Here is a 26223-nt window from a genome sequence, read left to right on the forward strand (position 1 = left end):
TCGCACGCCATGCGTCCAGGAGAGGGACCCAAGGCATCGTCGGCGGGTCACTCATCGGCTGCCATGGTCACGCCGGGCCGATCGCGGGACTCGAGTTTCCCGGGATGGCCGTCCCATGGCGGGCGGGGGGAGACCGGAGCCGGCGATCGGTTGCGATTGACCGCACTGGATGAATTCCTACAATTGGCACCGCATTCCCCAGTTTTCCCATCGTGCTAGATCAAGGCGGAGTGATGGCGGAAGAGTCGCGAGAGAGCCTGGAGTCTGTCCGGCTGGAGAAGTTGCGTCGGATTGCGGCACTCGGGATTGATCCCTGGGGCCATCGGTTCGACGACCACCAGGCCATCGCGTCGGTGCGCGCCCTGAGCCTTCCCGAGGCCGTCGAAGGGGTCGAGCCGGAACCGGGACCGCGGGTCCGGGTGGCGGGACGGATCATGCTCCGAAGGGGGCAGGGGAAGGTCGTCTTCCTCGAGATTCGCGACTGGACCGAGCGGATCCAGGTCTTCGTCGGCAAGAAGCAGGTGGGCGACGCCGGCTGGGCGCTCGTGGACCTGCTGGACCTGGGGGACATCCTGGGCGTGGATGGCACCCTCGGCCGGACGAAGACGGGAGAGCTGACCGTCTTCGCCGACGGCCTGACGTTCCTCTCCAAGAGCCTGCTGCCGCCCCCCGAGAAGTGGCACGGGCTGACCGACCAGGAACAGCGCTACCGGCGGCGGTACGTGGACCTGTTCACGAACCCGGAATCGCTCGAGGCGTTCCTGGGCCGATCGAAGATCATCACGGCCTTCCGGCGGATCATGGGTGAGAAGGGGTTCGTCGAGGTCGAGACGCCGACCATGCAGGCGATCGCCGGCGGCGCGGCGGCCCGGCCCTTCGTGACCCATCACAACACGCTGGACATCGACCTCTTCCTGCGGATCGCGCCGGAGCTCTATCTCAAGCGGCTCCTGGTGGGCGGGATGGAGCGGGTCTTCGAGATCGGCCGGGTCTACCGGAACGAGGGGATCAGCCCGAAGCACAACCCCGAGTTCACGATGATGGAGGCCTACCAGGCCTACGGCGATTACCACGCCATGATGGACCTGACGGAGGCCCTGATCTGCGGGTCGATCGAGGCCCTGGGGGGCGGCTATGCCCGTCCCTGGGGCGAGACGACGATCGACTTCACGCCGCCATGGCCGCGGAAGACCTACGCGGAGCTGCTGGCCGAGCACGCGGGCGTGAATCCCGCGGAGTTCGCGACGATCAAGGCGAAGGCCGAATCCCTGGGCATCTCGACGGCCGGCAAGGATCCGGACGTGGTGACGAGCGAGCTGTTCGAGGAGGTCGTGGAGGACGCGCTCAAGGGGCCGATCTTTGTGATCGACTACCCGGCGGCGATCTGCCCGCTGACCAAGCGGAAGGCCTCGAACCCGGCGGTGGCCGAGCGATTCGAGCTCTTCGTGGAGGGGATGGAGCTGGCCAACGCCTACACCGAGCTGAACGATCCGCTACTCCAGGAGGAGCTCTTCCGGAGCCAGCTCGCGGGGCTGCCCGCGGACGAGTCGATGGCCAAGATGGACGACGACTTCGTGCGGGCGCTCAAGCATGCGATGCCGCCGGCCGGGGGGCTCGGGATCGGCATCGACCGGCTCTGCATGATCCTCATGAATCGGCAGAGCATCCGCGACGTGGTCCTGTTCCCGCTGATGCGTCCGATGGCCTCCGGCGGACCGGCGCCGGGCGAGGCCGCCGCGGGGCCGCCGCCGGCCTGATCCCGGAAGAAGAGGGTGGGCGAAGGATCGCCCGACCGACCCACGGAAGGAGTCGCCGAGGTGTACAAGTATCTGCTCTGCTGGCGATATCTGCGGACGCGCTACATCGCGCTGGCCAGCATCATCAGCGTGATGCTGGGCGTGGCGACGATGATCGTCGTGAACTCGGTGATGGCCGGGTTCGCCGACAAGATGCGCGACCGCCTCCACGGCGTGCTCGCGGACCTGGTGGTCGAGTCGGTCTCGATGGACGGCTTCGACCAGTTCGAGGGGGTGATGTCGCGGATCCAGGAGGCGGCGGGCGACGACGTCGTGGCGATGGCCCCGACGATGGAGACCCCCGGCATCCTCCGCTTCCGGGTGCCCGGCGGCTTCTACGAGCGCCCGGTCCAGATCATCGGCGTCCGCCCGCGGGAGCGGGCGATGACGGGCGACTTCGCGGAGTTCCTCCTCGACGAGAAGGGGAATCAGGTTCCGCCGTCATTCGACGTCCCCGAGAAATTCCGGGAGAAATCGCCGGCCGGCGCCCAGCTCCGGGAGATGGACGGGGGCGAGGACGACGAGCTGTCGCGGGCCGTCCGTGAGCAGCTCCGGCAGCAGGCGAGGGAGCAGGTGCCGGAGCACGGCGCGATCATCGGCTACGCGCTGGCGACCTATCATCCGGGCCGAGGGATGCCGGACATCTACATGGCGAACGAGGGCACGAAGGTGAGCCTGGCCTTCCCCAAGGCGGGCAAGAAGCCGGACGCGGGCCTCGACGAGTTCACGGTCGTCGGCTACTTCAAGAGCGGCATGAGCGAGTACGACTCCACCCACGTCTACGTCCCGCTGGAGCGGCTCCAGTATCTGCGCAACCTCAGCAGCGGGCCCGGCGACAAGGGGAAGGTGAACCAGATCCAGATCAAGGTCCGCGAGGGGGCGAACCTGGACGCCGTCGCGGAGCGGCTCCAGTTCGCGCTCGAGAAGCTCCGGCCCATGTATTTTCACGTGTATACCTGGGAGCAGAAGCAGGGGCCGCTGCTGGGCGCCGTGGCGATCGAGCAGAGCATCCTCAACATCCTCCTGTTCATGATCATCGCCGTGGCCGGGTTCGGCATCCTGGCGATCTTCTCGATGATCGTGGTGGAGAAGACCCGGGACATCGGCGTGATGAAGGCGCTGGGGGCCTCGACGGCGGGCATCCGGGGCATCTTCCTGGGCTATGGCCTGCTGCTGGGGGCGGTGGGGAGCGGCGTGGGGATGGTCGGCGGGCTGCTCTTCGTCCGCTACATCAACGAGATCGAGAAGGTGCTCAGCCGGATCCTCAACCACAAGGTCTTCGACGACACGATCTACTACTTCGACAAGATCCCGACGCTCGTCGACCCGCACACGGTCGTCTCGATCGTGATCGGCGCCCTGGCGATCGCGGTGCTGGCGAGCATCTGGCCGGCCCAGCGGGCAGCGAAGCTGCACCCGGTCAAGGCGCTGCGGTTCGAGTGAGCGAGCCGTCGCGCGTCGAGGTCGATTCCATTCCGTCATGGCCCGGTTTTCCCAGGGAAGGTTCGGACGATGTTGACCACAAGCCATATCGCGGCGGCCGGGATCCTCAAGAGCTACCGGAAGGGCCGGAGCGAGGTCGCGGTCCTCCGCGGCGTCGACGTGGAGGTCGATCACGGGGAGCTGGTCGCCGTGGTCGGGGCCAGCGGGTCCGGCAAGTCGACGCTCCTGCACATCCTCGGCCTGCTGGACGCCCCGGACTCAGGGCGGGTCATGGTCGAGGGGGGCCGGATCGACGACCGCTCGGAGAAGCACCGAGACGCGATGCGCAACCGCTTATTCGGCTTCATCTTCCAGTTCTATCACCTGCTCCCGGAGCTGACGGCCCTGGAGAACGTGATGATGCCCGGCCTGATCCGCCACGGCCTCTGGTCGTACTGGAAGGAACGTGCCCGGATCCGCTGCCAGGCGGCCGAGCTGCTGGAGCGGGTGGGCCTGGGCCATCGCCTGACACACCGGCCGTCCGAGCTCTCCGGCGGCGAGATGCAGCGGGCGGCGATCGCCCGCGCGCTGCTGGGCAAGCCCGCGATCCTGCTGGCCGACGAGCCGACGGGGAACCTGGACGCGGCGAGCGGGCAGGGGGTGCTGGAGCTGCTCCGCGACTTGAACCGGGAGCAGGGGCTCACTATGATGTTAGTCACGCATGATCAGCAGATCGCCCAGCAGGCCGACCGGGTCGTTCGCCTCGCGGAGGGGCGGATCGAGGAGTGGGTGCCCGCCCTGGCCTGACGGACTGGCCGCAACCCTCGGGCTCGCGACCTCGGCTGAGCGGCACGACAAGGGTAGCCCCGAATGAGCCCGAAGGTCTACATCGGCGGGAAGCTCTACGACAAGTCCGACGCGAAGATCAGCGTCTTCGACCACGGACTCCTCTACGGCGACGGCGTCTTCGAGGGGATCCGCTCCTACGCGGGCAAGGTCTTCCGGCTGGCCGAGCACATCGACCGGCTCTATCACTCGGCGATGGCGATCCACCTCGAGATCCCGATGCCGCGCGAGCAGATGGCCCGGGCGATCGAGGACACGCTGGCGGCGAACCGGCTCACCGACGCCTACATCCGCGTCGTGGTCACGAGGGGCGCGGGGAGCCTGGGCCTGGACCCCCGGCGCACGACCGATCCCCAGGTGATCATCATCACCGACCAGATCAGCCTCTACCCCGAAGAGCTCTACGAGCACGGGCTCAAGATCGTCACCGCCGGGACGACCCGGAACCACCCCAACGCCCTCAACCCGCGGATCAAGTCGCTCAACTACTTGAACAACATCCTGGCCAAGATCGAGGGGACGAACGCCGGCTGCCTCGAGGCCCTGATGCTCAATCACAAGGGCGAGGTCGCCGAGTGCACCGGGGACAACATCTTCCTCGTCTCCCGGGGTGTCGTCCACACGCCTTCCAAGGACTCGGGGATCCTCGAGGGGATCACCCGGAACGCCGTCATCGAGATCGCCCGCGCGGCGAATTACGCGGTGGTCGAGCGGACGATGGACCGCTACGACGTCTACACGGCCGATGAGTGCTTCCTGACGGGGACGGCCGCGGAGCTGATCCCCGTCGTCGAGTGCGACGGCCGGACCATCGGCTCCGGGAGGCCGGGGCCGGTCACGAAGGACCTCCACAAGCGGTTCCACGTGCTCGTCCGCGGTGACCGCTAGCGCGAGCCCGCCGACGGCCGGCGAAGGAGCCATGCCATGATCGAGATCCAGCGCATCCTGGCCCCGACCGACTTCAGCGAGCACTCCCAGCATGCCCTCGAGTACGCCTGCTCGATGGCCGAGAAGTTCGGCGCGGAGCTGCACCTGCTCCACGTCCTCACCGAGATCGTCCCCGCCGGGCCGGACCCGCTGCTGATGCCGGTCATGCCCCCGAGCTTCTACGAGGAGAGCGAGGCTCGCGCCAAGGAATCGCTCGGGTCGCTCCTCCGACCGGAATGGGGCAAGCCCGCGGCGTTCCGGGCGGCGGTCAGTTGGGGCAGCCCGGTGGAGAGCATCGTCGAGTACGCCGCCGAGCACGAGATCCGGCTGGTGGTCATCGCGACCCACGGCCGCACCGGGCTCTCGCACGTGCTCCTCGGCTCGGTCGCCGAGCGGATCGTCCGCGAGGCCCCGTGTCCGGTGCTGACGATCCGGGACCGCCACAAGCGCCCCGGCAAGGCCGGTTCCCCAGCCCCGAAATGAGGCGAACGTTGGCCGAGCCGGACCCCAATCTCAATCTCCCGCGCCGGACCATCTACAAGGGGCGCAAGATCGACCTGGCGCTCCAGGCGGTTACGCTCGCCGACGGGACCGTGGCGGAGCGTGAGGTCGTCGTCCATCGCGGGGCCGTGGCGCTCCTGCCCATGGTCGATCCCGATCACGTCTGCCTGATCCGCAACACGCGCTATGCCGTGGGGAGGACGCTCATCGAGGTCCCCGCCGGGACGATTGACGAGGGGGAGACCCCGGAGCAGACCGCGGACCGGGAGCTGGTGGAGGAGACCGGCTATCGGGCCGGGCGGATCCGCCGGATCCGCGAATGGTTCGTCAGCCCCGGGGTCATGAGCGAGCGGATGTATCTCTTCGTCTGCGAGGACCTCTCCCCCGGCCATTCCGCCCTCCAGCCGGACGAGAATCTCGAATCTCTGGTCGTTTCCTGCGAAGATGCTCTCGCCATGGTGCGGGACGGCCGGATCGAGGACGCCAAGACGATGCTCGCGATCCTGATCGGCCTGGCCCCCTTGGCCCGTCGCGGCTAGCCGCGCGCGAATCCTCCCAGCGTCCGTCACTTCGAGAAAGGCGATCCGATGTTGCGACTCTCCGGCACGGCGTTCCTCGCGGCGGGGCTCGTCCTCGGGGCCTCCCAGGCCCGAGGCGACGAGGCCCAGGTGAAGCAGGTCCTGGACAAGGCCATCAAGGCCCTCGGCGGGGAGGAGAAGCTCTCCAAGGCGCACACGATTTTCGTGAAGGGCAAGGGGAAGCTGATCCTCGAAGGGAACGAGAGCGATATCAGCACCGAGGCGACGGCCGAAGGGTACGACCATTACTGCTCGAAGTTCGAGGGGGACTTCGGCGGAAATCACGTGGAAGGCCGGTCGGTCCTGAACGACAAGAAGGGGTGGCGGAAGTTCGGCGAAAACGTCATGGACATGGACGATGACGCCGTCAAGAACGAGAAGCGGACGATCTACCTCATGCTCGTCCCCACCACGATCCTGCCCCTCAAGTCCAAGGAGTTCAAGGTCGAGTCGGCCCCCGACGAGACCGTCGACGGCAAGGCCGCCGCCGCCCTCAAGGTCGTCGGGCCCGACGGCAAGGACTTCACGATCAGCTTCGACAAGGAGAGCGGCCTCCCCGTCCGGGTCGTCGCCAAGGTCGTCGGCTTCCAGGGCGAGGAGTTCGTCCAGGAGAGCCTCTACAAGGATTACAAGGACTTCGGCGGCATCAAGAAGGCCACCAAGATCTCCGTCAAGCGAGACGGCGAGGAATTCGTCCGCCAGGAGATCGTCGATTTCAAGGTCATGGACAAGGCCCCGGCCGGGTCGTTCGACGAGCTGAAGTGACCCGACGGATCGGCGCCGTCGGTCACGCGATCAGCCCTTCGAGGACGTGCCCCGCGACGTCCGTGAGCCGCTCGTCGCGGCCGCCGTGGAGGAACGTCAGGCGGGTGTGATCCAGCCCCATCAGGTGCAGGATCGTCGCGTGGATGTCGTTGACGTGGGCGCGATCCGAGATGGCCTTCATGCCGATCTCGTCGGTCGCGCCCACGATCCGCCCCCCCTTCACGCCGCCGCCGGCCATCCACATCGTGAAGCCGGTGGCGTTGTGGTCGCGCCCGCGTCCCCCCTTCTGCCGCACGGGCGTGCGGCCGAATTCCCCCCCCCAGACCACCAGGGTCTCGTCGAGCAGGCCCGTCCGCTTGAGGTCGGTCAGGAGCGCACTCACGGGCCTGTCCGTCAACCCGCACATCTTCTCGTGGTTGGCGTCGATGTCGTCGTGGGCGTCCCACTGCCAGGCGACCGGCCCGCCGCCCGAGTAGAGCTGCACGAACCGCACCCCGCGCTCGACGAGGCGCCGGGCCAGCAGGCACCGCATCCCGAACTCCGCCGTACGGGGGTCGTCGAGCCCGTAGAGCGAGCGCGTCAGGGTCGACTCGGCGGAGATGTCCACGGCTTCCGGCGCGGCGCTCTGCATCCGGAAGGCCAGCTCGTAGGAGGCGATCCGGGCCGAGAGCTCCGTGTCGGCCGGATCCAGGTCCTGCTCGTTCATGGCGCGCAGGAGGTCCAGGACCCTCCGCTGCCCGGCCGGCGACATGCCCGCCGGGGGCTTCAGGTTGACGATCGGCGCGGGGCCGCTCCGGAAGAGCGTCCCCTGGTAATGGGCCGGCAGATAGCCGGCGGACCAGCACGGGGCGCCCCCTTCCGGCGTCCCCTCCGGCTGGGTCATCACGACGTAGGCCGGCAGGTCCTGGCTCTCCGATCCCAGCCCGTAGATCGCCCAGCTCCCCAGGCTGGGGTGGCCCATCAGGATCCGCCCGGTCATCATCTGGTACATCGCGGGCGCATGGATCACGCTGTCGGCCACGCACGAGCGGACCAGCGCGATGTTGTCGGCGTGCTCGTGCATGTGCGGCACCAGGTCCGACATGTCCATGCCGGACTCGCCGTATTTCCCCCACCTCCGGTGCGAGCCCAGGCAGAGCGGGCTGCTCTCCAGGAACTGGCTGTGGATCTTGCCGAAGCTATCCGGCAGCGGCTGCCCGTCCAGCCGGTTGAGCAGCGGCTTGGGATCATACATGTCGATGTGACTGGGCCCGCCCGTCATGAACAGGAAGATGCAGCGCTTGGCCGTCGGGGCGAAATGCGGCGGCTTCGGTGCCAGCGGGCTGGACAGGTTCGCGGGCCTCTTCTCGGGCGAGCTCGCTCGCGCCTCGTGCTCCAGGAGCGACGCCAACGCCAGCATCCCGAAGCCGTTGCCGGTCCGGGCCAGGAACTGCCGGCGGTTGAGGGGGTTGGCCGGTGGAGCAGCGGAGCAGGGGCCGGGACAGAAAGGCGAGCTTGCGAGTCGTCGCAACATAAGCGCCTCGTCGATCAGGAGGTTCGATCCAATTCCGCGAAGAGATCGCTGAGGACCACACTGAAGCCCACGAGCGTGCCCTTAGCTTCGAGCGTCTCGCTCTGCTGAAGAACACGAACTGAAGCAACGCCTCGCTCGTAAACGGCGAGCGTCCGGTTCCGAGGATCAACCTCCCACACAGCGTCGACGCCGTACCGGAAATAATCCTCTCGCTTGCGCAGCATCTCGGACCTGGTATTCGAGTCGCTGAGCACCTCGATAGCCAGCTCGGGTGCGATCTGGGGCATCGGTTCCGACGGAACTCGGCCCTCGGGAAGTCGTGCCCAGGGGAGGAAAGCCACATCGGGTACGCGAATCAAGCCAGGACACAACTTCAGCGTTCCGGCCTCACCACTGACCAGTCCGAGCTTGCGAGGGAGCACATGGTTCCGCAGCATCGAGATCAAGGCCGCAGCGATCAGGGACTCCCTCAACCCCATTCCCTTCTCCACGATGACACCATCCACGAGCTCACAAATCCGATTCTTACGCTGATTGACAGCAAGGAGATCAGCTTCCGTCGCGAGGCCAGGCGCGGGACGTGAGAGAATCCGTGAGAGCGGGATCTCGCCCAGTCTCTCGATCACGTCTTGTAGCGACGGCACGACGTCAGTCGGCGTCGAGACCGCTTCTGGCAGAGCCTCGGCGATGCTCATGTCGTCCCCTCCGCATCACGGCACATACAGGAACTCATTACAGTTTAGCATCGCGAGCGCCAGATGCGTCCAACGCTCTTCCGCGGTCGCTCCAGCCTTGGCATCGTCCAGGAACGCGAGGGCGCGGGCCCTTTCCGCGGCGGTCGGGACGCGACAGAGGACCAGCCCATAGATCGAATCGAGTCGGGCCTCCTGGTTGGCCCCCGCCTCGCGGATGACCCGGGCGGCCAGAGCCGCGGCGCGCTGCATGGCGAACTCGCCGTTGAGGAGGTTCAGGGCCTGGAGGGCGTGGGTGCTGTTCTCTCGCCTCGGGCACGGGAACTGAGCGTCGGGCGAGTCGAACGACTCGAGCAGCGGATAGCGGACGTTGCGCTTGCGGAAGAGGTAGAGCGACCTCCGGACGTGCTCGCGCGGGTCGCGGTCCACGGGCCAGAGGTCCACCTCTTCCTGCTCGCTGAAGATCAGGTCCTCGACCTCCTTTTCGATCGGGGCCAGGACGCCCGGGCCGCCCATCCGGAGATTGAGCTCGCCGGAGGCCGCGAGCATGGCGTCGCGCACGCCCTCGGCGTCGAGCCGGCGGCGGTTCATCCTCCCGACGAGGGTGTTGTCCGGATCCTTGGCCGCGACCGCCGGCCCCGGTCGGCTCGACTGGCGATAGGCGGCCGAGGTGACGATCAATCGGTGGATCGGCTTGAGCCGCCAGCCCCGGTCCATCAGCTCCGAGGCCAGCCAGTCCAGCAGTTCCGGGTGCGACGGGGCCTCACCGCGGACGCCGAAGTCGCTCGGCGTCGCGACGAGCCCGCGGGAGAAATGGTACTGCCAGACCCGGTTGGCCATGACCCGAGCGGTCAGCGGATTGTCCGCGGAGGTGAGCCACGACGCGAGCGCCGCGCGGCGGCCGGTGGTGCTCGCCCTCGGGGTGATGGATGCCTCCGAGAAGCTTGGTTTCTTCTGCGAGGCGAGGATGATCCCGGGGGGACGTGGGCCGACCCTGGGCCCCCGATTGCGGTAGTCGCCGCGGTGGAGGACGTGGGTGTCCGGGGCCGACGACTTGGGATCGACGAGGGCCATGGCGTGGGCGGGGGGCCTGGGCTTGGTCCGCTCGAGCTCGAAGATCGATCGCTTCAGGGACTCGCGCTCGGCGTGGTCGCCGGGGTTGGCGGCGACGGCCGCGGCGACCTCCTCCCAGGTGATCCGAATCGAGCTCTCCAGCCCTTCCAGGATCGTCTTCTGCTCCTTGGTCCGCTTCTCCTTCGGGATCGCCATCAGCGCCCGCTCATCGGGCGTGAGCATCGCCTGCTTGGATCGGGCCAGTGCCTTGCGGTACGGCTCCTCGAGCGCGGCCATCCGCGCCCGGAGCGGCGCGACCTTCGCCTCGATGGACTTGGTCGCCGCCTTGCAGGCCTCGACCTCGGACTTCTCCGCGATCGGGACCTCCATCAGCTCCGAACCGGCGAAGAACGACTGGAGGCGGTAGTAGTCCGTCGCCGGGATCGCGTCGAACTTGTGGTCGTGGCAGCGGGCGCAGGCCACGGTCAGCCCCAGGAAGACCGACCCGACGGTGCCGGTGATCTCGGTCAGCTCGTTCTGCCGCTTGACCTCCGGGATGACGTTCCCGCCGACGAGCTCCCGCGGGCCGCAGCGGTTGAAGCCGGTGGCGATCAGGGCGTCGTGGTCGCCGGGCCGGATCTCATCGCCGGCGACCTGGAGGGCGACGAATCGATCATAGGGCATATCCGAATTCAGCGCCCGGACGACCCAGTCGCGATACCGCCAGGCATCCGGCCGTTCGGCGTCGAGCTCGAACCCGTTGGAGTCGGCATAGTGGGCCAGGTCCAGCCAGTGCTGCGCCCACCGGACGCCGTACTGCGGGCTCTCCAGGAGGCGGTCGACCAGCCGCTCGTAGGCATCAGGCCGTCGATCTCCGAGGAAGCCCGCGACGGCCGAGGGGGACGGCGGCAGGCCGGTCAGGTCGTATGTCAGGCGGCGGATGAGCGTCACCCGATCCGCTTCGGCCGACGGGGCAAGGTCGGCGGACTCGAGCTCGGCCAGGACGAAGCGATCGACCGGGGTCCGAACCCATCCGTCCCGGCGAACCTTCGGGGGATCGGGACGGACCACCGGCTGATAGGCCCAGTGGTCCTTCTCCTCGTCCTCGAAGCGTTCAAAGGGGGCCTCCCGGTCGGCCTCGCGCGGCTTGGCCGGCCCGTCGTCGGCGAACAGGGCCGCGGCCGCGAGGAGGACCTGGAGGATGCCGGCGGGGCCGAGGAGACAGAGCCGACGTGGCGATCGCATGGCCGTCCTCTCCGGGGCAGGGTGGGTGTCCGGCTGGAATCTCCGGATCGGAATGGGACGACCGGTCGCCTCAGCGCCTTGCCGTCAGCGTGATCGTACCAAGCTTGTACCGCCGGGCACCATCCCCGTTGGGCAGCGGCAGCGACAGGACCGGCGTGCCGTCGCGGCGGCCGACGGAGACGTAGACTTCATAGTCCCCCGGCGGCGTCGGCGGGGCGAAGATTCCCAGCGGGTCGCGGTGGGCCATCGCCACCACGATCCGCGACCTGAGGTCGCGCGACGGCGCGGACCCGGGCCGCCCGGGGTCGAGCGACCGGACGTCGAACGACTCGTCGGCGTTGACGGAGACGATGCCCCCCTTCGCGTCCTTGAGCGTCAGGCAGGGGAAGCCCCCCGGATAGCACGGGGCGACGCCCGCGTTCGCCCACGAGGTCTCCAGGATGAACGGCTCGCCGAGCGGAGCCTCGCGCGGCCAGGAGGCCCGCCGGAGCTGGACGCGATAGCCCAGCCGTCGGTTGATCCGATCGATGGTCTCTCGGTTCTCGGCCAGCTCGATCCGGGGCCACCAGTGGATCGACATGTAGCTGGCGTGATAGTCCTCGACCGACTTCTCGAGCAGGGTGCCGGACCAGGCCTTGCGCTCCTTCGAGGCGCCGTAGTGCTCGTGCTCGAGCACCACCGGGAACCTCGGCCAGAAGGCGCCGGCCATCTCGGCGTGATACCACGAGTGGGGCGGCGGCTGGACCAGGATGCTGTCGTCGCGGAGCGTCACGCCCCGGGACAGGGCATAGTCGGTGGCCTCGAAGTGGGAGCCGGGACGGCCGGGGCCGGCGACGTCGTCGCTGATCGCCAGCAGGGTCCGGGCGAAGTGCTTCCGGTAGAGGTCGACATGGGCCTTGACGGCCGCCAGCGTCTGCGCATCGTTGAGCTGCGCACCGAAGCCCGTATGGCCCTCGCCCCACATGCCGAACGAGCCGACATCGATGAAGGCCACGTCGGGGTTGCCGTCGTAGCGGGCGGCCATCGCGGCGAGGAAGGCGTCGAGCTTGCCGAGGAAGACCGGGTCGAGGTAATCCGGCTCCCAGAGCGGCCCATCCTTGGACGGTCCCTTGCCGAACTCGAACGTCACCCCCTTCGCCCCGGCCGCCTGGACCCAGCGCGGGGTCGCGTCTCGCATCCAGCTTTCCGTGGAGGTGACGCGGATGCCAACCTTCAGCCCCGTGGCTCCGAATCGCCGGGCCGGGGTGTCGAAGAGGGACCAGTTGAAGCGGCCCTCTTCCGGCTCCAGGAACGACCAGGGGACGCGGAGATAGACGGTCGAGAGGCCGGGGAAGTCATCGAGGGTGTCCGACGCCTCGAGCTGCGACCCGTAGTTGGCGATGATGTTGGAGTAGAAATGCAGCGTCCAGCCCATGTCCGGATTCACCAGCGCGCGGCCGTCGTCCCGGGGCGTGACCGCGACGCGAGCGGGGTCCTCGCCCCGGGCCGGGCACGAGGACATGGCCAGGAAAAGGGCGGGGATCAGCACGCGAGCGACGCGAAGCGAGAGGCACGTCATGGGGAAGGCTCCTGGGCGGGAATCGCGGGGCAGACGCGCATCATAACGCGCCGGCCGTGCCGATCGAGGCCCGGCCTCCGGGACTCGTTTCGTGTTAGGATGGGGACCAGACGGACGCGCCAAGACGCCATCCTCCCGCGAGGCTCGCATGGAAACCTCACGCATCGCCCGAATCCTCGACGAGATGGGGACGATCCTGGAGATTCAGGGGGAAAACCCGTTCCGGTGCCGGGCCTATCACAACGCCGCCCAGGCCCTGGGGAGCCTGCCCGAGGATCTCTCGGAGATGATCGCCGATGGCAGCCTCGCGGAGGTTCCCGGCATCGGCGAGACCCTGCACTCGAAGGTCGTGCAGCTCGCGACGACGGGTCATCTTCCCGCCTACGACAAGCTGCGCAAGTCCACGCCTCCGGGGATCCTCGCGCTGCTCCGCGTGCCGGGGCTCGGGCCGAAGAAGATCAAGGCCCTGAAGGACGCACTCCATGTCGAGAGCCTGGCCGACCTCCGCGCCGCCGCCGAGTCCGGGGCGATCGCCGGCCTGAAGGGCTTCGGCGCCAAGACGGAGGCCAACATCCTGGAAGGGATCACCTTCCTGGAGAAGTCCGGCGGGCGGATCCTCCAGCACGAGGCCCTGGCCCTCGTCACGCCGATCCTGGAATTCGTCCGAGGCCACCCCGGGGTCCGGCGCGCCGAGGTCTGCGGCAGCCTGCGGCGACGGGCCGAGACGATCGGGGACCTCGACGTCCTGTTCGGCGCCAAGGACCCGGCGCCGGTCCTGAATGACTTCGTGGCACTTCCCCAGGTCGTTAAGGTGCTCGGGCACGGCACGACCAAGGCGAGCGTGATGCTCCAGTCCCTGACGCGCTCCGACCAGTTGGTCCAGTGCGATCTTCGCGGCGTCGAGGACTTCCAGTTTCCGTTCGCCCTCCACTACTTCACCGGATCCAAGGCGCACAACATCGCCATGAGGAAGCGTGCCCTCGCCCGCGGGCTGAGCCTCAACGAGTACGCGCTGGCCGGCGAGGGCAGGGACGTGCCCTGCAAGTCCGAGGAGGACCTCTTCGACGCCCTGGGCCTGGCCTACATCCCGCCGGAGCTTCGCGAGGACGCTGGCGAATTCGAGGCGGCGGAGCGGGGGACCCTGCCGGACCTGATCACGCGCGAGGACCTCACCGGCACCTTCCACTGCCACACGAGCAAGGAAGACGGCGGCAGCGACGGCGAGGCGACGATCGAGGAGATGGTCGACGCGGCGAAGGCCGCGGGGCTCACCTACCTGGGGATCGCCGATCACTCCCGATCCCTCGCCATGGCCAACGGCCTGACCATCGAGCGGGTCCACGCACAGTGGGCGAAGATCGACCGGATCAACAGGAAGCTCGGCGCCGGCTTCCGGGTCTTCAAGGGGACCGAATGCGACATCCTCGCCGACGGCTCGCTCGACTTCCCGGACGACGTGCTCGACGGCTTCGACTTCGTCGTGGCGAGCGTGCACTCACAGTTCAAGATGTCCCGGGAGGAGATGACGGCCCGGATGATCAAGGCGGTCTCGCACCCGAAGGTGACGATGCTGGGGCATCCCACCGGCCGACTCCTGCTGTCGCGGGACAGCTACGCCGTGGACCTGGATGCGGTGATCGCGGCCGCCGCGCATGCGGGCACGATGATTGAAATCAACGCAAATCCACACCGCCTCGACCTGGACTCTACCTCCTGCCGGCGGGCCCGGAAGCTCGGGGTCGGCCTCGTGATCAACCCGGACGCCCATGCCGTGGCGGGACTCTCCGACCTGACCTTCGGGATCGACGTCGCTCGTCGGGCGTGGCTCTCCGCGGCCGACGTCTTCAACACGGGCACGGTCGAGGCCGTGACGAAATCGCTCGCCAGGATGAGGTCGCGGCCGACGCGAGACGCGACGGATTCCGGACTGCCGTCATGATCCCCCCGCGGGGCGGTGAGGAAATTCAGGTCGCGGCACGCAACTCGCTCTTGCAACCCTTGCTGGGTCCCCCCGCGATCCTATAATAGGTCTGAGGAATCAGAGATGCGTGCCTGGCTCCCGCGGTCGCGGCCTTCCTGCGGAGATGAAGTTCGTCTCGCGGCCCTGACCCTGGCCCACGCTCAGGGCACCTCACGCGGCGGCGACGATCTCCCCTCTCCTATTCGCCACAGCGACGCAGGCCGGCATGCGTCTCCTACGTCGGATCATCCTCCGTCATCCTTGATTCCAGTCCGAGGAAATGCCCATGGCCCCGGCCAGACCGATCGTCGAACGAGATCGCAAATACTACAGCGTCGAGGAGGCCAACCGGGCCCTCCCGCTGGTCAAGGCCATCGTCCAGGACATCGTCCAGCAGTCGCGCCTGGTCGACTCTCTGCAGCAGAGGCTCGAACGCGTCCTCCGGGATCGTCGGCGGCCGTCGGAGGATCTCTACTCGGAAGAGCTGGAGCAGACCCAGGCCGAGCTCGAGATCCAGGAAGAGCGGCTCCAGGGTTACGCCGACGAGCTCAAGGACCTGGGGATCGAGCTCAAGAGCGACGAGATCGGCCTGATCGATTTCCGGACGCTGATGAACGGCCGCGAAGTCTACCTCTGCTGGCGGCTCGGGGAATCCGAGGTCCTCTTCTGGCATGAGCTCGACGCCGGCTTCGCGGGCCGCCAGTCGCTGAAATCCCACACCGGCACCAAGCACGGCGAGGGCCGGCTCTGATCGCCGCCGTTCGGGACACTCGCATGCCGAAGGTCGTCACGATCGATGGTCCCGCCGGGGCCGGCAAGAGCACCGCGGCCCGTCGCCTCGCCGGTCGCCTGGGGTGGCAGTTCCTCAACACCGGCGCCATGTTCCGGGCCGTGACCCTGGCGGCCCTCCGCCGCGGGACCGACGTGGCGAGCGAATCCCAGCTCGACGTGCTGACCGCCGACCTGGAGGTTGATGTCTCGGGGGGGCGAGTCGTCCTCGACGGAGAGGACGTGACCCGGGAGCTCGACCGGCGCAGGAGCGAGATTTCGCTCGCATCCGGCCCGATCGCCAGCAGCGCCGTGGTGCGGGGGCACCTGCTCCACTGGCAGCGTGAATTCGCCCGCGAGGTCGACACCGTGACCGAGGGCCGCGACCAGGGGACGGTGGTCTTCCCCGACGCCTTCCGCAAGTTCTTCCTCACCGCCAATGAGGTCGAGCGGGCCCGCAGGCGGGTCGCCGAGCTCGAGGCGAACGGCCAGCACGCGAGCTTCGAGGACGTTCTCGCCGATCAGAGGATCCGCGACGCCCGCGACGCTGCGCGCACGATCGCCCCGATGAAGCCCGCGGCGGATGCCCTCCACATCGACACCTCGGGCAAGACCATCGACCAGGTGGTCGAGGAACTGGCGAGCCACATCCTCATCCTCTAAGATAGGTCGCTTCGGGCCGCGTCGCCGCGCGCAGGGTTGCGCGGGCGTCCTCCCCGCCCCCGAGAGTTGCTGTCGTGTCCGATTCCGCCTCGTCGACCTCCCCGCCCTCCGGCAGCGCCGCGCCGGTCGATCCCCCTCCCGTCGCGAACGACCGCCGCCCCGCGGACGCGAAGCCGGATCGTTCGGCCGGGGCCGTGCTCTGGTATCGGGTGGCCCAGTACACGGTGAGCGGCCTCCTCAGACTGACCTGCGGCTGGCGGTCAACGGGTACGGAGAACATGCCGAAGGAAGGCGGCGTCCTCCTCGTCTGCAATCACATGAGCTTCCTTGATGTGATGATGATGGCCGTCCCGCTACGGCGGCCGCTCAACTGGATGGCCCGATCGACCCTCTTCAAGGGGATCATCGGGTTCTGCATCCGGACGCTCGGCGGCTTCCCCATCCAGCGCGAGGGGATGGGGGTGTCGGGCCTTAAGGAGACGCTCAAGCGTCTCCGCAACGGCGGGATCGTCGGACTCTTCCCCGAAGGCACGCGGAGCCCCGACGGCAAGCTCGGCGAGTTCAAGCCCGGCATCGCCGCGATCGTCCAGCGTGCGGGGGTCCCTGTCGTCCCGGGGGGGATCGCCGGGACCTTCCAGGCCTGGCCCCGATCCCGCAAGTATCCTCGACGACACCCGCTCGCCATCCACTACGGCAGGCCGATCCGGCCCGAGGAATTCCGGGGGCTGGACACGCAGGCCACCTCGGACCTGATCCGCGCCCGACTGGCCGAGGCGATCGCGGACGCCGAGGTCGAGCTATGGCGCGGTCGGCGGAGGCCGGCCGGATCCTAGACCCCTGCCGCTCGATGCGTCACCCAACCTTGGCCCAGGATCTCGCCCATGAATCGCCCGGAACGGACCACGCCCGCCCCGATCTCTCGACGCTCCATCCTGGCCGGTGGGCTTGCGGCCGGTGCCCTCGGCTTCCGCGGCGCCGACGCCTGCGCGACCGGTCGGAGGGAGGCCGAACGGCCGGCGGACTCCGAGTCGCCGTTCCTGATCGGTCTGAACACGAGCACGATCCGGGGCCAGAATCTGGGGATCGTCAAGGAGATCGAGGTCGCCGCCGCGGCGGGCTTCCAGGGGATGGAGCCCTGGATGGACGGGCTCCGGAAGTATGAGGCAGAGGGGGGGACGCTGGAGGACCTGGGCAAGCGGTTCCGTGATGCCGGGATCCGGGTCGAGAGCGCCATCGACTTCTTCGAGTGGGTCGTGGACGACGACGCCCGCCGCAGGAAGGGGCTCGAGGACGCGCGGCGGAGCATGGAGATCGTCCGCAAGATCGGCGGCCTGCGGATCGCCTGCCCCCCCGCGGGTGCGACCGATGCCCCGCTCCCCCCGCTGAAGGTTGCGGAGCGATACCGATCCCTCCTCGAGATCGGCGACGCGATCGGCGTGGTGCCGCAGGCCGAGGTCTGGGGCTTCTCGAAGACGCTCGGACGCCTGGGCGAGGCCGCGGAGGTTGCGATCGAGACCGGTCATCCCAGGGCGTGCATCCTGCCGGACGTCTTCCACCTCTTCAAGGGGGGCTCCTCGCTGGCGGGGATCCGGCTCCTCTCTCCCGAGGCCATCCACGTCTTCCACGTCAACGACTACCCGGCGCAACCGGCTCGCGAGAAGCTCAACGACGGCGACCGGATCTATCCGGGAGACGGTATCGCCCCCTACAAGACGCTCCTCCGCGACCTTCGGGCCGGCGGCTTCCGCGTCATGCTCTCGCTGGAGTTGTTCAACCGCGAGCTCTGGAAGCAGGACCCGCTTACGGTGGCAAAGACGGGAGCGGAGAAGCTCAGGGCCCTGGTCCGTGCCAGCGAATCCTGAACCGGTATTCGACTCGACGAGGTCCAATGCCATCCGCCCGATCACGCTCCCAGCCTCGCTGGCTCATCCCGACGCTCGGGCTGGTGGCGATCGCCCTGCTGAGCCTTGGGATCGCGGTCGTCGTTCGATGGAGCGACATGGGGAGGGAACCAACCTGGCCGGAGATCCGGGAGGCGATGGCTTCCAGGCAAACGGATCGGGCTCTGACTCTGCTCGAGCGGTGGATCGCGCGTCATCCGGATCATGCGGAGGCGGTGCTGTCGCTGGCCGAGCTGCGGCTCGGCTCGGGGCGAAGGGATGGCGTCACGGATCTGCTCGCAACCGTTCCGGAATCGAATCGCTCCTGGGGAGCGGCCCAGCAGCGGCTCGGCGAGCTCCTGATCGAGGAGCGGCGGGCCGCGGAGGCGGAAGCGATTCTCCGGCGGCTTGCCGCCCGCGAACCCAAGGCCGTCCCGCCGAGACAGCGACTCGTCTACCTGCTAAGCCTCCAGCAACGAACCGCCGAGGCGCGAGAGCTCCTCTGGGATCTGAGACGAATCCTCAACGACCCCCGCATCCTGGTGGACCTCGTCCTCCAGATCCTCGTCGATCCCCAGGACGTCCGGAGCTTGCCTCCCGAGCTGGAGGAATTCGTCCGCAAGACACCAGACGACCCGTTCTTGCGTCGAGCGTGGGGCCTCGAGCGGCTCTATCGGGGGGAGCCCGAGGAAGCCCTCCCGCATCTCCAGGCCGCGGCGGGACGGCTCGAGAACGACCCGATCGGCCGGCTCGCCCTCGCCGAATGCCGGATCGCACTGGGGATGGTCAATGATCCGGATACGATCCTGGGGCCGTGTCCGGAGAATCCCGCGGACGCCGCCTCCTGGTGGATCGCCCGCGGCCGGCTCGCGGAGTCCGCGGGCTCGATCGACCGAGCCGTCGAGTCGTTCGAGCAGGCCGTGCGGCGGATGCCTGCTAGCCGCGAGGCCCACATCAGGCTTGCCCACGTGCTCGAGCGCAGGGGCCCGGCGGAAAGAGCCCGTGAGGAGCTGGCTCGCGTGGAGCGTCTCACCGAACGGATTCGGCTCGTTTACGGGGAACATCGGACGCTCAGGCGAACAGGAGTGCCTCGCGACGCAGCCCACCTCGAGCGGCTGGGGACACTCTGCGTCGAGGCCGGTCTCATCCGCGAAGGGCGCGCCTGGCTCCAGGAGGCGATCGCGATCGATCCGCGGCGCGAATCGGCGCGGGGGGCACTCGTCAAGCTCGCGGAGATCCCCGATTCGCTCCCCTTCGTCCTGGCACGTCCCACCCGTCGCGAGGAACGGTCCCCGGCGGAACCGAAGATTGCCGGCCTGCCCGAGGGAGGCTCCTCGAATCCCCTCGCCGGCGATGCTGCCGCGGCGATCTCCTCGGTCCCAGGTCTTTCCTTCGAAGATCGTGCCCGCGAGGCGGGGATCGATTACCGCTACGACTGCGGCGCGAGCCAGCGAATGCACATCGCGGAGACGATGGGGGGTGGAGTCGGCCTGATTGACTTCGACGGGGACGGCAATCTGGATATCTACTTCGTCAACGGCTGCTCGCTCCCCTTCGATCCGGCTCACCCGCCAGCTCCCAATCGGCTTTACCGGAATCTCGGCAATGGGCGTTTCGAGGACGTCACCGCCTCGACCGGAGTCGGCGGCGCCGGCTTCGGCATGGGATGCACCGTCGCAGATTACGACGGAGACGGCCATCCCGACCTGCTCGTGACCGGACTCCACCGGACCATCCTCTATCGCAACCGGGGCGACGGTCGGTTTGAGGACGTCACGGCCCGGGCCGGCTTGACGACGGATCGCTGGACCACGGCCGCCGGATTCGGCGATCTGGACGGCGATGGAGATCTCGACCTCGTCGTCGTCACCTACGTGGAGGCCCGTGCCGATGAGGCTCCCGAGTGCCGGGATGGCTCGGGGCGGAGGATGCACTGCGCCCCGACGCGGTTCTCCGCGCAGGCGGACCTGCTGTACCGCAACGATGGGAACGGCACTTTCACCGACGTGAGCCGCGAGTCCGGCTTCGAGCGGCCAAACGGGCGCGGACTCGGCCTGGCGATCGCGGACTTCGACGACGACGGGAAGCTCGACGTCTTCATCGCCAACGACTCCTCCGCGAACTTCCTCTACCGGAACCTCGGCGGCCTTCGGTTCGAAGAGATCGGGTTCGTCTCGGGCGTCGCCACCAAGGGCTCCGGCCAGGTGACTGCGAACATGGGCGTCGCCGCGGAAGACCTGGATCAGGACGGCAAGATCGACCTGTTCGTCACGAACCTCGTGAACGAGTCGAGCACTCTCTTCAGGAACCTGGGACAACTCCTCTTCGTCGATGCGACCCTCGGCGCCGGGCTGGAAGCACCAAGTCGAAGCAAGACGGGCTTTGGAAATGCGGCGCTCGATGCGAATAATGACGGGATCCTCGATCTCTTCGTCGCCAACGGAGACATCGACGACCGCCCCTGGGCAAATAATCCGATGGCCCAGACGCCGCTCTTCTTCGTCGGGCGACCGGCCGGTCACTTCGGGCTCGTCAGACCTTCGGCGCGGTTCCCCTACCTGGGTCGTCAATGGGTCGGCCGAGGTGTCGCGGCGGGCGACCTGAATAACGACGGCCGCGTCGACCTCGTGGTCGTCCATCGGGATGCGACCGCCGCGATCCTCATGAATGAGACGCCGGGCGGGCACTGGCTGGGGGTGAAGCTCAAGGGACGGCGATCCGGCCCGACACCGTTCGGGGCGTGCGTGACCTGTCGGAGCGGCGATCGAACGGAGAGGCGATGGCTTACCAGCGGGCCCGGCTACCTCTCCTCGCACGATCCCCGACTCTGGTTCGGGCTGGGGGACCGCGGGCGCGTCGATCGCCTGGAGGTGAAATGGCCTTCCGGGCTGCTTCAGTCCTGGCCTGAGGTCCCGGGTGATCGGATCGTGGAACTCATCGAGGGGGAATCGACGATCGTCGAAAGCAAGAAGGGCGGTCCCGAAGTCGCCTCCGGGACCGCCCTTCGCTAATCTACGACCTACCAGGCAGACTCAGTACTGGTCGGCGCTGATGACCTCTCCGCCGTTACGCGTCCCGAGCGACTGGAAGACGCCCTGGGGCTGTGTCTGGGTGTAGACCCAGTTGTCCTGGGATCCCGAGACTGTGACCGAATTGGGGCTCCACGAGGAAACGGAGTCCTTGATGAACCGTACCGAGCCATCGCAGAAGGCGAAGTTGCAGCCGCCGGGATGGTTGCTCGTCGCCGTCATGGTCCAGTTGTTTCCGCGGGGAAACTTCTGCGTGGGAGCCGATGGATTCTTCGAGATATCCGACTGGGCGGCGGTCTTGAAGTAATTGGGCGGGAAGAACGTCGAAAATGTCGTATCTCCCCAGTCGCCGGAACTCCACCAGTTGGCCCCGTAGATGTCGCTCGTGTCCTGGGAAATGATACGGCTGTGAGCGTGCTCGCCGTACAGGATGGTGTTGCTCGTGCCGTCCGTGATGGCCGAGATCTTGACCGGCTTGAAACTGGCGCCCCCTGCATTCATCGTGAACGTGGTAAGCGGATCCTTACCGGAATTGTGATTGAAGATCCCGTTCGACTGCGGGAGCTTCGCGTCGTCGTACCGATAGGGGGTGGGGCCCATGTTGCCGGCGTAGCTGCTGTACGTCATCGGCTGGTAGGCGTCGTCCCAGCCGGTTGGATCGACGTTGGGGTCATTGGGACAGCGAAGGCCAGCCGTGTCGTCGCTGGGGCACCAGAGGATGTTCATGCCGATCGCGTTGATCGTGCTGTTTGCCCCCACGAAGCAGGTCAGGCTGGTGTTGAGCGCGTTCCAGGCTGCGCCTTGCTCGAAGTACGCCGTCAGTGCGACGAAGTGGCCGAAATCCTGCCGCATCCCGCCACCATTATTCTTGCGCCCGATGTGGTCGCCCATCGGGAACGAGCCGTTGGAGCTCTCATAGTTGTGGCAGGCGAGGGCGAGTTGCTTCATGTTGTTGGTGCACTGTGCCCGGCGGGCGGCCTCGCGAGCCGACTGGACCGCCGGCAGGAGCAGGGCGATGAGGACGGCGATGATCGCGATGACGACGAGCAGCTCGATGAGCGTGAAGCCTCGCCGTGCACGCTGGAGGGAACTTCGAAGGGCCTTCTCCATTTGGACCTCTGGATGAGTGCGGACCTGGAACCGAACACGAGGTGCGACGCCGACCTCGTCTCGAAAGAAAAGAAAAGGGGCAGAAATGACGTGATTTGCGTGCGGACTAGAACGACTTGCCTTCCTCACGCATCTTCTTCTTGTAGGCCTTGAGCTCTTCCCTGTCCATGTTCGCCGTGGGATCGGCGGTCTTGCCCTTGGCATCGGGCTTCGCAGGAGCCGGCTTCGACGCCTCTGCGGCGGGCTTGGGGGCGGGTGTCGGCGGCGGGGTGGAGTCCCCGCATCCGCTCAGGGCGAGGGCGAGCCCGCCCATGATGCCCAGAAGTCTCAGCCCGAAGGTTGATCCCTTGCTGTCACTCATGTTGTCCGTGTACTCCGTCCTCGACCACCCTGGGCGTGGTTGGACTGACCCTAGAGAATCCTCGACACCGGACCCCGGGCACGACTCCGGAGAGAAGGCCGAGAAATTCATAGAGGTCGTCACCTCGGCTCCGAGGTGGCTTCCAAAACATGACGACTACATCGGCCGAATGGCCCCGACGCTGAAGCGAACAGTTCCTCGATTGTATCTCACGATCGGATCAGGTCGTCCGGCCGGACTCTCAGATTGGCTCGAACATACTAACGTGGCTCCGCGCCTTCGAGAACGGGGAATTCGAAATTTTCCTTCAGAATTTCGGGGCCTCATCAGACTGATTACCTGGAAGCTGGCCCGAAGCCGGGCATCGGCTGAGCCCGAGGATCGGATTCGCGCAGGAGGTAACCGCCGTCCGCTCGCAGGTTCTCGCATCGATCGACGCGACCGGACGGCCACCGAACCTCCATGGCCTCCACCGCCTGCGCCTTCCCGAGCCCGAAATGGAGCCGCGGGTCGCTCGAGGACTGGTAGCTCCCCCCGCCGATTCGCCAGCCCTCCAGGGCGCGACCTTCGCAGTGCACGGTCACTCGTGCCCCCACGGCATCGCGGTTGGAAGTCGTCCCGACCAGTTGGATCGTCAGGAAGTGCCCTCCGGTCGAACGGTTGTGCAGGAAGGCCAGCGGCTCCCCCTGCGAGACGACGAGGACGTCCATCCGCCCGTCATTGTCCAGGTCCCCGACCGCCAGGCCCCGGCCCATCCGCGGCACCTGGAACGGCTCGCCGGAGCTCGCCGAGACGTCGCTCAGGCGGGGCGAGCGACCGCCGCCGTTCCGGAGCAACTGCGCGGGCATCTTCCAGGGGAACTGTGGCCGGCCGTCGAAGACATGCCCGTTCGCCGTGATCAGGTCGAGCCAGCCGTCGTTGTCCGCATCCAGGAACGAGACGCCGAAACCGAGCCGATATCGGCTCGGCGCGGCCAGTCCGATCGAGTCGGTCTCGTCGGCGAAGAAACCCTGCCCCAGGTTGCGGAAGAAGGTCGTCGACTCGTTGTAGAAATTCGTGACGGCGAGGTCCGGGCGTCCGTCGCCGTCGAGGTCGCCGCACGCGACGCCCATCCCGGCCTGAGAGCCCCCCGAGGCATTGCCAGCAACCCCGGATTCCAGGCCCTTCTCTTCCAGTCGAAAACCGGGAATTCCCCGGAACAGGTAGTTCGCGGACATGTCGTTGGCCACGAAGAGATCGATCCGGCCGTCCCCGTCGAGATCGGCCGCCAGCACGCCGAGCCCGCGGCCGTTCGAATCGTGCAGACCCGCCTCCTTGGAGACGTCGACGAACCGGCCGCCGTCGTTCCGGAAGACGTGATCCGGGAGCGACTCGAAGTCGATCGGGCTGCAATTGTAGATCGTCGGGTCGTTCGGATCCGCGCAGGTCCGATCGTCGTTCTCATCCCATTTCAGGTAATGACAGACATAGAGATCGAGGTCCCCGTCGCCGTCGAGGTCGGCGAAGGCCGCGGAGGTGGGCCAGTCGCGGTCTCCATCCAGCCCGGCGCGGGCCGTGGCGTCCTCGAACGTGCCGTCACCCCGATTGCGATAGAGGGCATAGCTCCTCCAGCGGGTCACGAAGAGGTCGGGATGGCCGTCGTTGTCGTAATCGGCCACGGTCACGCCATGCCCATATCCCCGGGGCATCGCCGCGATGCCCGACCGCTCCGTGACGTCCTCGAAGGTCGCATTGCCACGGTTGCGGAAGAGCCGGTCGCCGCCGTGGGGATCGTCGGGGCGGTGGGGGAAGTCGCCTCCCTGCACGGCGAAGACGTCGAGCCAGCCGTCGCCGTCGTAATCGATGAGCCCGACCCCGCCGCTGGACGTGACGGGGGGGATGAGCTTCCCGGCCTGGACGCCATTGATCTGCGTGAACCTGAGCCCGCGTTCGGCCGAATCGTCCGTGAATCGGAGGGCGGGCTGACTACCCTGGGTTGAAAGGCCAGGGGCCGTGACCTCGACGCGGCCGAGATCCGGCAGGAGATCGGCCAGGGTCTTTCCTCGGAGGGAATCCTCGTGAGTCTCCGCAACGACGACCGATCGTTTCGGATTCCCACCGCCGGGCGAACCCAGCCGATTCCACCGTTCGGCGTCGAACCGGCGGCCCAGCCTGTCCGCCAGGGCGGCTAGCTCGGACGCCTTCGTCCGGGGTTCGCTGGAGAAGAGGCCCCGCTCGTATTCCTTCCGGACGAGGTCGAGCTCGTTGCGTCGCTTCCGCAAGTCGGAAGCCTCGGCATTGCGTTTCTCTTCCAGGTCCAGCTCGGCGAGTCGGTCGAGGGCACGCGGCTCGGCGGCATCGCGCTCGATCCAGTCGGAAAGGGCCTGCCGCTCCCCGCCACGATCGCCGCGGCGGGCCGCGAACCAGGCTCGGAGCGAGGCCGCCCGGGACCTCGGCTCCTGTTCCGCCGGGAGGTGGGCCAGCGTCTCGCGGGCCACGTCGGGCCGACCGGCCGCGAGCGCCCACTCCCATCGCTTGCGCCAGACGACGGGATCCTCGGGACGGCGGTCCCGGCAGCGATCGAGCCAGGTTTTCGCCTCCTCGAACCGGCCCTGGATGGTCGCCAGGTGGGCCCGGCCCAGCCAGACCCGGTCATCGTCAGGCGCCTGGTCCCCCGCCTGGTCGAGGGCGCGGCGGACCCCTTCGATCGGGTACGGATCGTGGTCTAGCCGATAGAGTCGCTGGAGCGTCTCCACCGGGTCGGTCATGATCTCGAAGCCCTGCTCGAGCCAGCGCCTGGCCTCCTCGAAACGGCCCTGGAGCCGCAGGAGGAGCACCAGCCCCCAGCGCGCCTCCGCGCGGTGCGCACCGGGTCGATCGGCCGCGGAGCGGAGCAGTCGCTCACAGGCGTCGAATCGGCCGGCCCCCATCTCGAGCTTCGAAAGCCGGACCTCGATCCAGCCCCGCATCGGCGAGCCCTGCGGCACCCGAGCCCAAACGTCGGTCGCCTCCTGAATCCGGCCGCGTGCCTGCTCGCAGACGCCCAGCTCGTAGAGGGCCTCGTCCCAGGACGGGCGCGACGCCAGCAGCGACGCGAGCGTGCCGCGAGCCACGGCATAGTGTCCCCGAGACATGGCGTCGCGCGCCTGGGCAAGCTGCTTCGTCAGCCATCGATCCTGCCGCCACTTCCAGCCGACCAGTCCCGCCCCCAGCCCGATGAGGCCCAGCAGAACGGAGGCCCAAACCCACCGGGGACGAATCAAAGAACGGCTCCTCTTCGAACCTTCGAGCCAGCGATTCACCCTCAAGCCTGAGCCTGCGCCGGGCTCGGCAGTGGCCTCGCCCTCCCGGGCCGACAGCGTGGCCTTTCGGGAGGGCGAGGCTCCTGCCGAGCCCCGAGCAAGCCGACAGATCGCAGAAAGGCTCTGATAATCGCGCAGCAGTCCCGGGATCGATCCAACGAGTGTTCCCGGCCAGCTCGTCTCCGCCTCAGGCCCGCACTTTCAACCTAATCGCAAGGGTTTCCATGGGTCAACCACGCCGCGAGTGCGGCGCACGACGCGGGACGTCGCGTCAG

The 26223-nt window shown here is 67.7% G+C and carries 20 protein-coding genes; 13 read left to right on the top strand and 7 right to left on the bottom strand.

Annotation, left to right across the window (positions count from 1 at the left end; genetic code table 11):
- Window positions 1-233 precede the first annotated feature (233 nt).
- The 7 genes from lysS (at window position 234) to G6O54_RS32330 (ending at window position 6835) form a co-directional block, all read left to right on the top strand.
- Window positions 234-1757 carry a lysine--tRNA ligase gene (gene lysS / locus G6O54_RS32300; protein ID WP_165233416.1) on the top strand — a complete coding sequence of 508 codons (1524 nt, stop codon included), beginning with the start codon at window positions 234-236 and terminating at the stop codon, window positions 1755-1757.
- A 60-nt stretch (window positions 1758-1817) separates the two neighbouring features.
- On the top strand, window positions 1818-3239 hold the full coding sequence (locus tag G6O54_RS32305; RefSeq protein WP_165233419.1) for an ABC transporter permease: 1422 nt from the start codon (window positions 1818-1820) through the stop codon (window positions 3237-3239).
- 69 nt (window positions 3240-3308) lie between these two features.
- Entirely contained in the window at window positions 3309-4025 is a 717-nt protein-coding gene (locus G6O54_RS32310; RefSeq protein WP_165233422.1) for an ABC transporter ATP-binding protein, read from the top strand.
- Window positions 4026-4088: 63 nt separating this feature from the next.
- Window positions 4089-4952, top strand: a complete 864-nt coding sequence (gene ilvE, locus G6O54_RS32315; RefSeq protein ID WP_165233425.1) for a branched-chain-amino-acid transaminase — start codon at window positions 4089-4091, stop codon at window positions 4950-4952.
- 36 nt (window positions 4953-4988) lie between these two features.
- Entirely contained in the window at window positions 4989-5474 is a 486-nt protein-coding gene (locus tag G6O54_RS32320; protein WP_165233428.1) for a universal stress protein, read from the top strand.
- 8 nt (window positions 5475-5482) lie between these two features.
- Entirely contained in the window at window positions 5483-6031 is a 549-nt protein-coding gene (locus G6O54_RS32325; protein ID WP_250847191.1) for an NUDIX hydrolase, read from the top strand.
- Between the two features lie 48 nt (window positions 6032-6079).
- Complete coding sequence (locus tag G6O54_RS32330) at window positions 6080-6835, top strand: hypothetical protein (protein WP_165233434.1); 756 nt, start codon at window positions 6080-6082, stop codon at window positions 6833-6835.
- A gap of 22 nt (window positions 6836-6857) precedes the next feature.
- On the opposite strand, the gene G6O54_RS32335 is transcribed toward G6O54_RS32330, so the two are convergent.
- The 4 genes from G6O54_RS32335 to G6O54_RS32350 all read right to left on the bottom strand — a co-directional run bounded on the left by G6O54_RS32335 (window position 6858) and on the right by G6O54_RS32350 (window position 12896).
- On the bottom strand, window positions 6858-8348 hold the full coding sequence (locus G6O54_RS32335; protein WP_165233436.1) for a DUF1501 domain-containing protein: 1491 nt from the start codon (window positions 8346-8348) through the stop codon (window positions 6858-6860).
- Between the two features lie 14 nt (window positions 8349-8362).
- Window positions 8363-9043, bottom strand: a complete 681-nt coding sequence (locus tag G6O54_RS32340) for a Uma2 family endonuclease (protein WP_165233439.1) — start codon at window positions 9041-9043, stop codon at window positions 8363-8365.
- A 15-nt stretch (window positions 9044-9058) separates the two neighbouring features.
- Entirely contained in the window at window positions 9059-11338 is a 2280-nt protein-coding gene (locus G6O54_RS32345) for a DUF1549 and DUF1553 domain-containing protein (RefSeq protein ID WP_165233442.1), read from the bottom strand.
- 70 nt (window positions 11339-11408) lie between these two features.
- Window positions 11409-12896 (bottom strand): DUF4832 domain-containing protein, encoded by a 1488-nt coding sequence (locus tag G6O54_RS32350; protein WP_165233445.1) that lies wholly within the window; start codon window positions 12894-12896, stop codon window positions 11409-11411.
- A 148-nt stretch (window positions 12897-13044) separates the two neighbouring features.
- Between G6O54_RS32350 and polX the strand changes: the two genes are divergently transcribed.
- The 6 genes from polX (at window position 13045) to G6O54_RS32380 (ending at window position 21178) form a co-directional block, all read left to right on the top strand.
- On the top strand, window positions 13045-14835 hold the full coding sequence (gene polX / locus G6O54_RS32355; protein ID WP_165233448.1) for a DNA polymerase/3'-5' exonuclease PolX: 1791 nt from the start codon (window positions 13045-13047) through the stop codon (window positions 14833-14835).
- Between the two features lie 307 nt (window positions 14836-15142).
- Window positions 15143-15607 (top strand): DUF2203 domain-containing protein, encoded by a 465-nt coding sequence (locus G6O54_RS32360; protein WP_165233451.1) that lies wholly within the window; start codon window positions 15143-15145, stop codon window positions 15605-15607.
- Window positions 15608-15630: 23 nt separating this feature from the next.
- On the top strand, window positions 15631-16287 hold the full coding sequence (gene cmk / locus G6O54_RS32365) for a (d)CMP kinase (protein ID WP_165233454.1): 657 nt from the start codon (window positions 15631-15633) through the stop codon (window positions 16285-16287).
- 74 nt (window positions 16288-16361) lie between these two features.
- Window positions 16362-17120, top strand: coding sequence for a lysophospholipid acyltransferase family protein (locus tag G6O54_RS32370; RefSeq protein WP_165233457.1), 759 nt, complete (start codon window positions 16362-16364; stop codon window positions 17118-17120).
- A 48-nt stretch (window positions 17121-17168) separates the two neighbouring features.
- On the top strand, window positions 17169-18149 hold the full coding sequence (locus G6O54_RS32375) for a sugar phosphate isomerase/epimerase family protein (protein WP_165233460.1): 981 nt from the start codon (window positions 17169-17171) through the stop codon (window positions 18147-18149).
- A gap of 26 nt (window positions 18150-18175) precedes the next feature.
- On the top strand, window positions 18176-21178 hold the full coding sequence (locus G6O54_RS32380; RefSeq protein ID WP_165233463.1) for a CRTAC1 family protein: 3003 nt from the start codon (window positions 18176-18178) through the stop codon (window positions 21176-21178).
- A gap of 21 nt (window positions 21179-21199) precedes the next feature.
- On the opposite strand, the gene G6O54_RS32385 is transcribed toward G6O54_RS32380, so the two are convergent.
- The 3 genes from G6O54_RS32385 to G6O54_RS32395 form a co-directional block, all read right to left on the bottom strand.
- Window positions 21200-22306 carry a DUF1559 domain-containing protein gene (locus G6O54_RS32385; protein ID WP_165233466.1) on the bottom strand — a complete coding sequence of 369 codons (1107 nt, stop codon included), beginning with the start codon at window positions 22304-22306 and terminating at the stop codon, window positions 21200-21202.
- A 106-nt stretch (window positions 22307-22412) separates the two neighbouring features.
- Window positions 22413-22667: a hypothetical protein gene (locus G6O54_RS32390; protein ID WP_165233469.1), complete on the bottom strand. Its 255-nt coding sequence runs from the start codon at window positions 22665-22667 to the stop codon at window positions 22413-22415.
- Between the two features lie 335 nt (window positions 22668-23002).
- Complete coding sequence (locus G6O54_RS32395; RefSeq protein WP_165233472.1) at window positions 23003-25909, bottom strand: FG-GAP-like repeat-containing protein; 2907 nt, start codon at window positions 25907-25909, stop codon at window positions 23003-23005.
- Window positions 25910-26223 lie beyond the last annotated feature (314 nt).

Source organism: Aquisphaera insulae, from assembly GCF_011064615.1.
GTDB classification, from domain to species: Bacteria; Planctomycetota; Planctomycetia; order Isosphaerales; family Isosphaeraceae; genus Aquisphaera; species Aquisphaera insulae.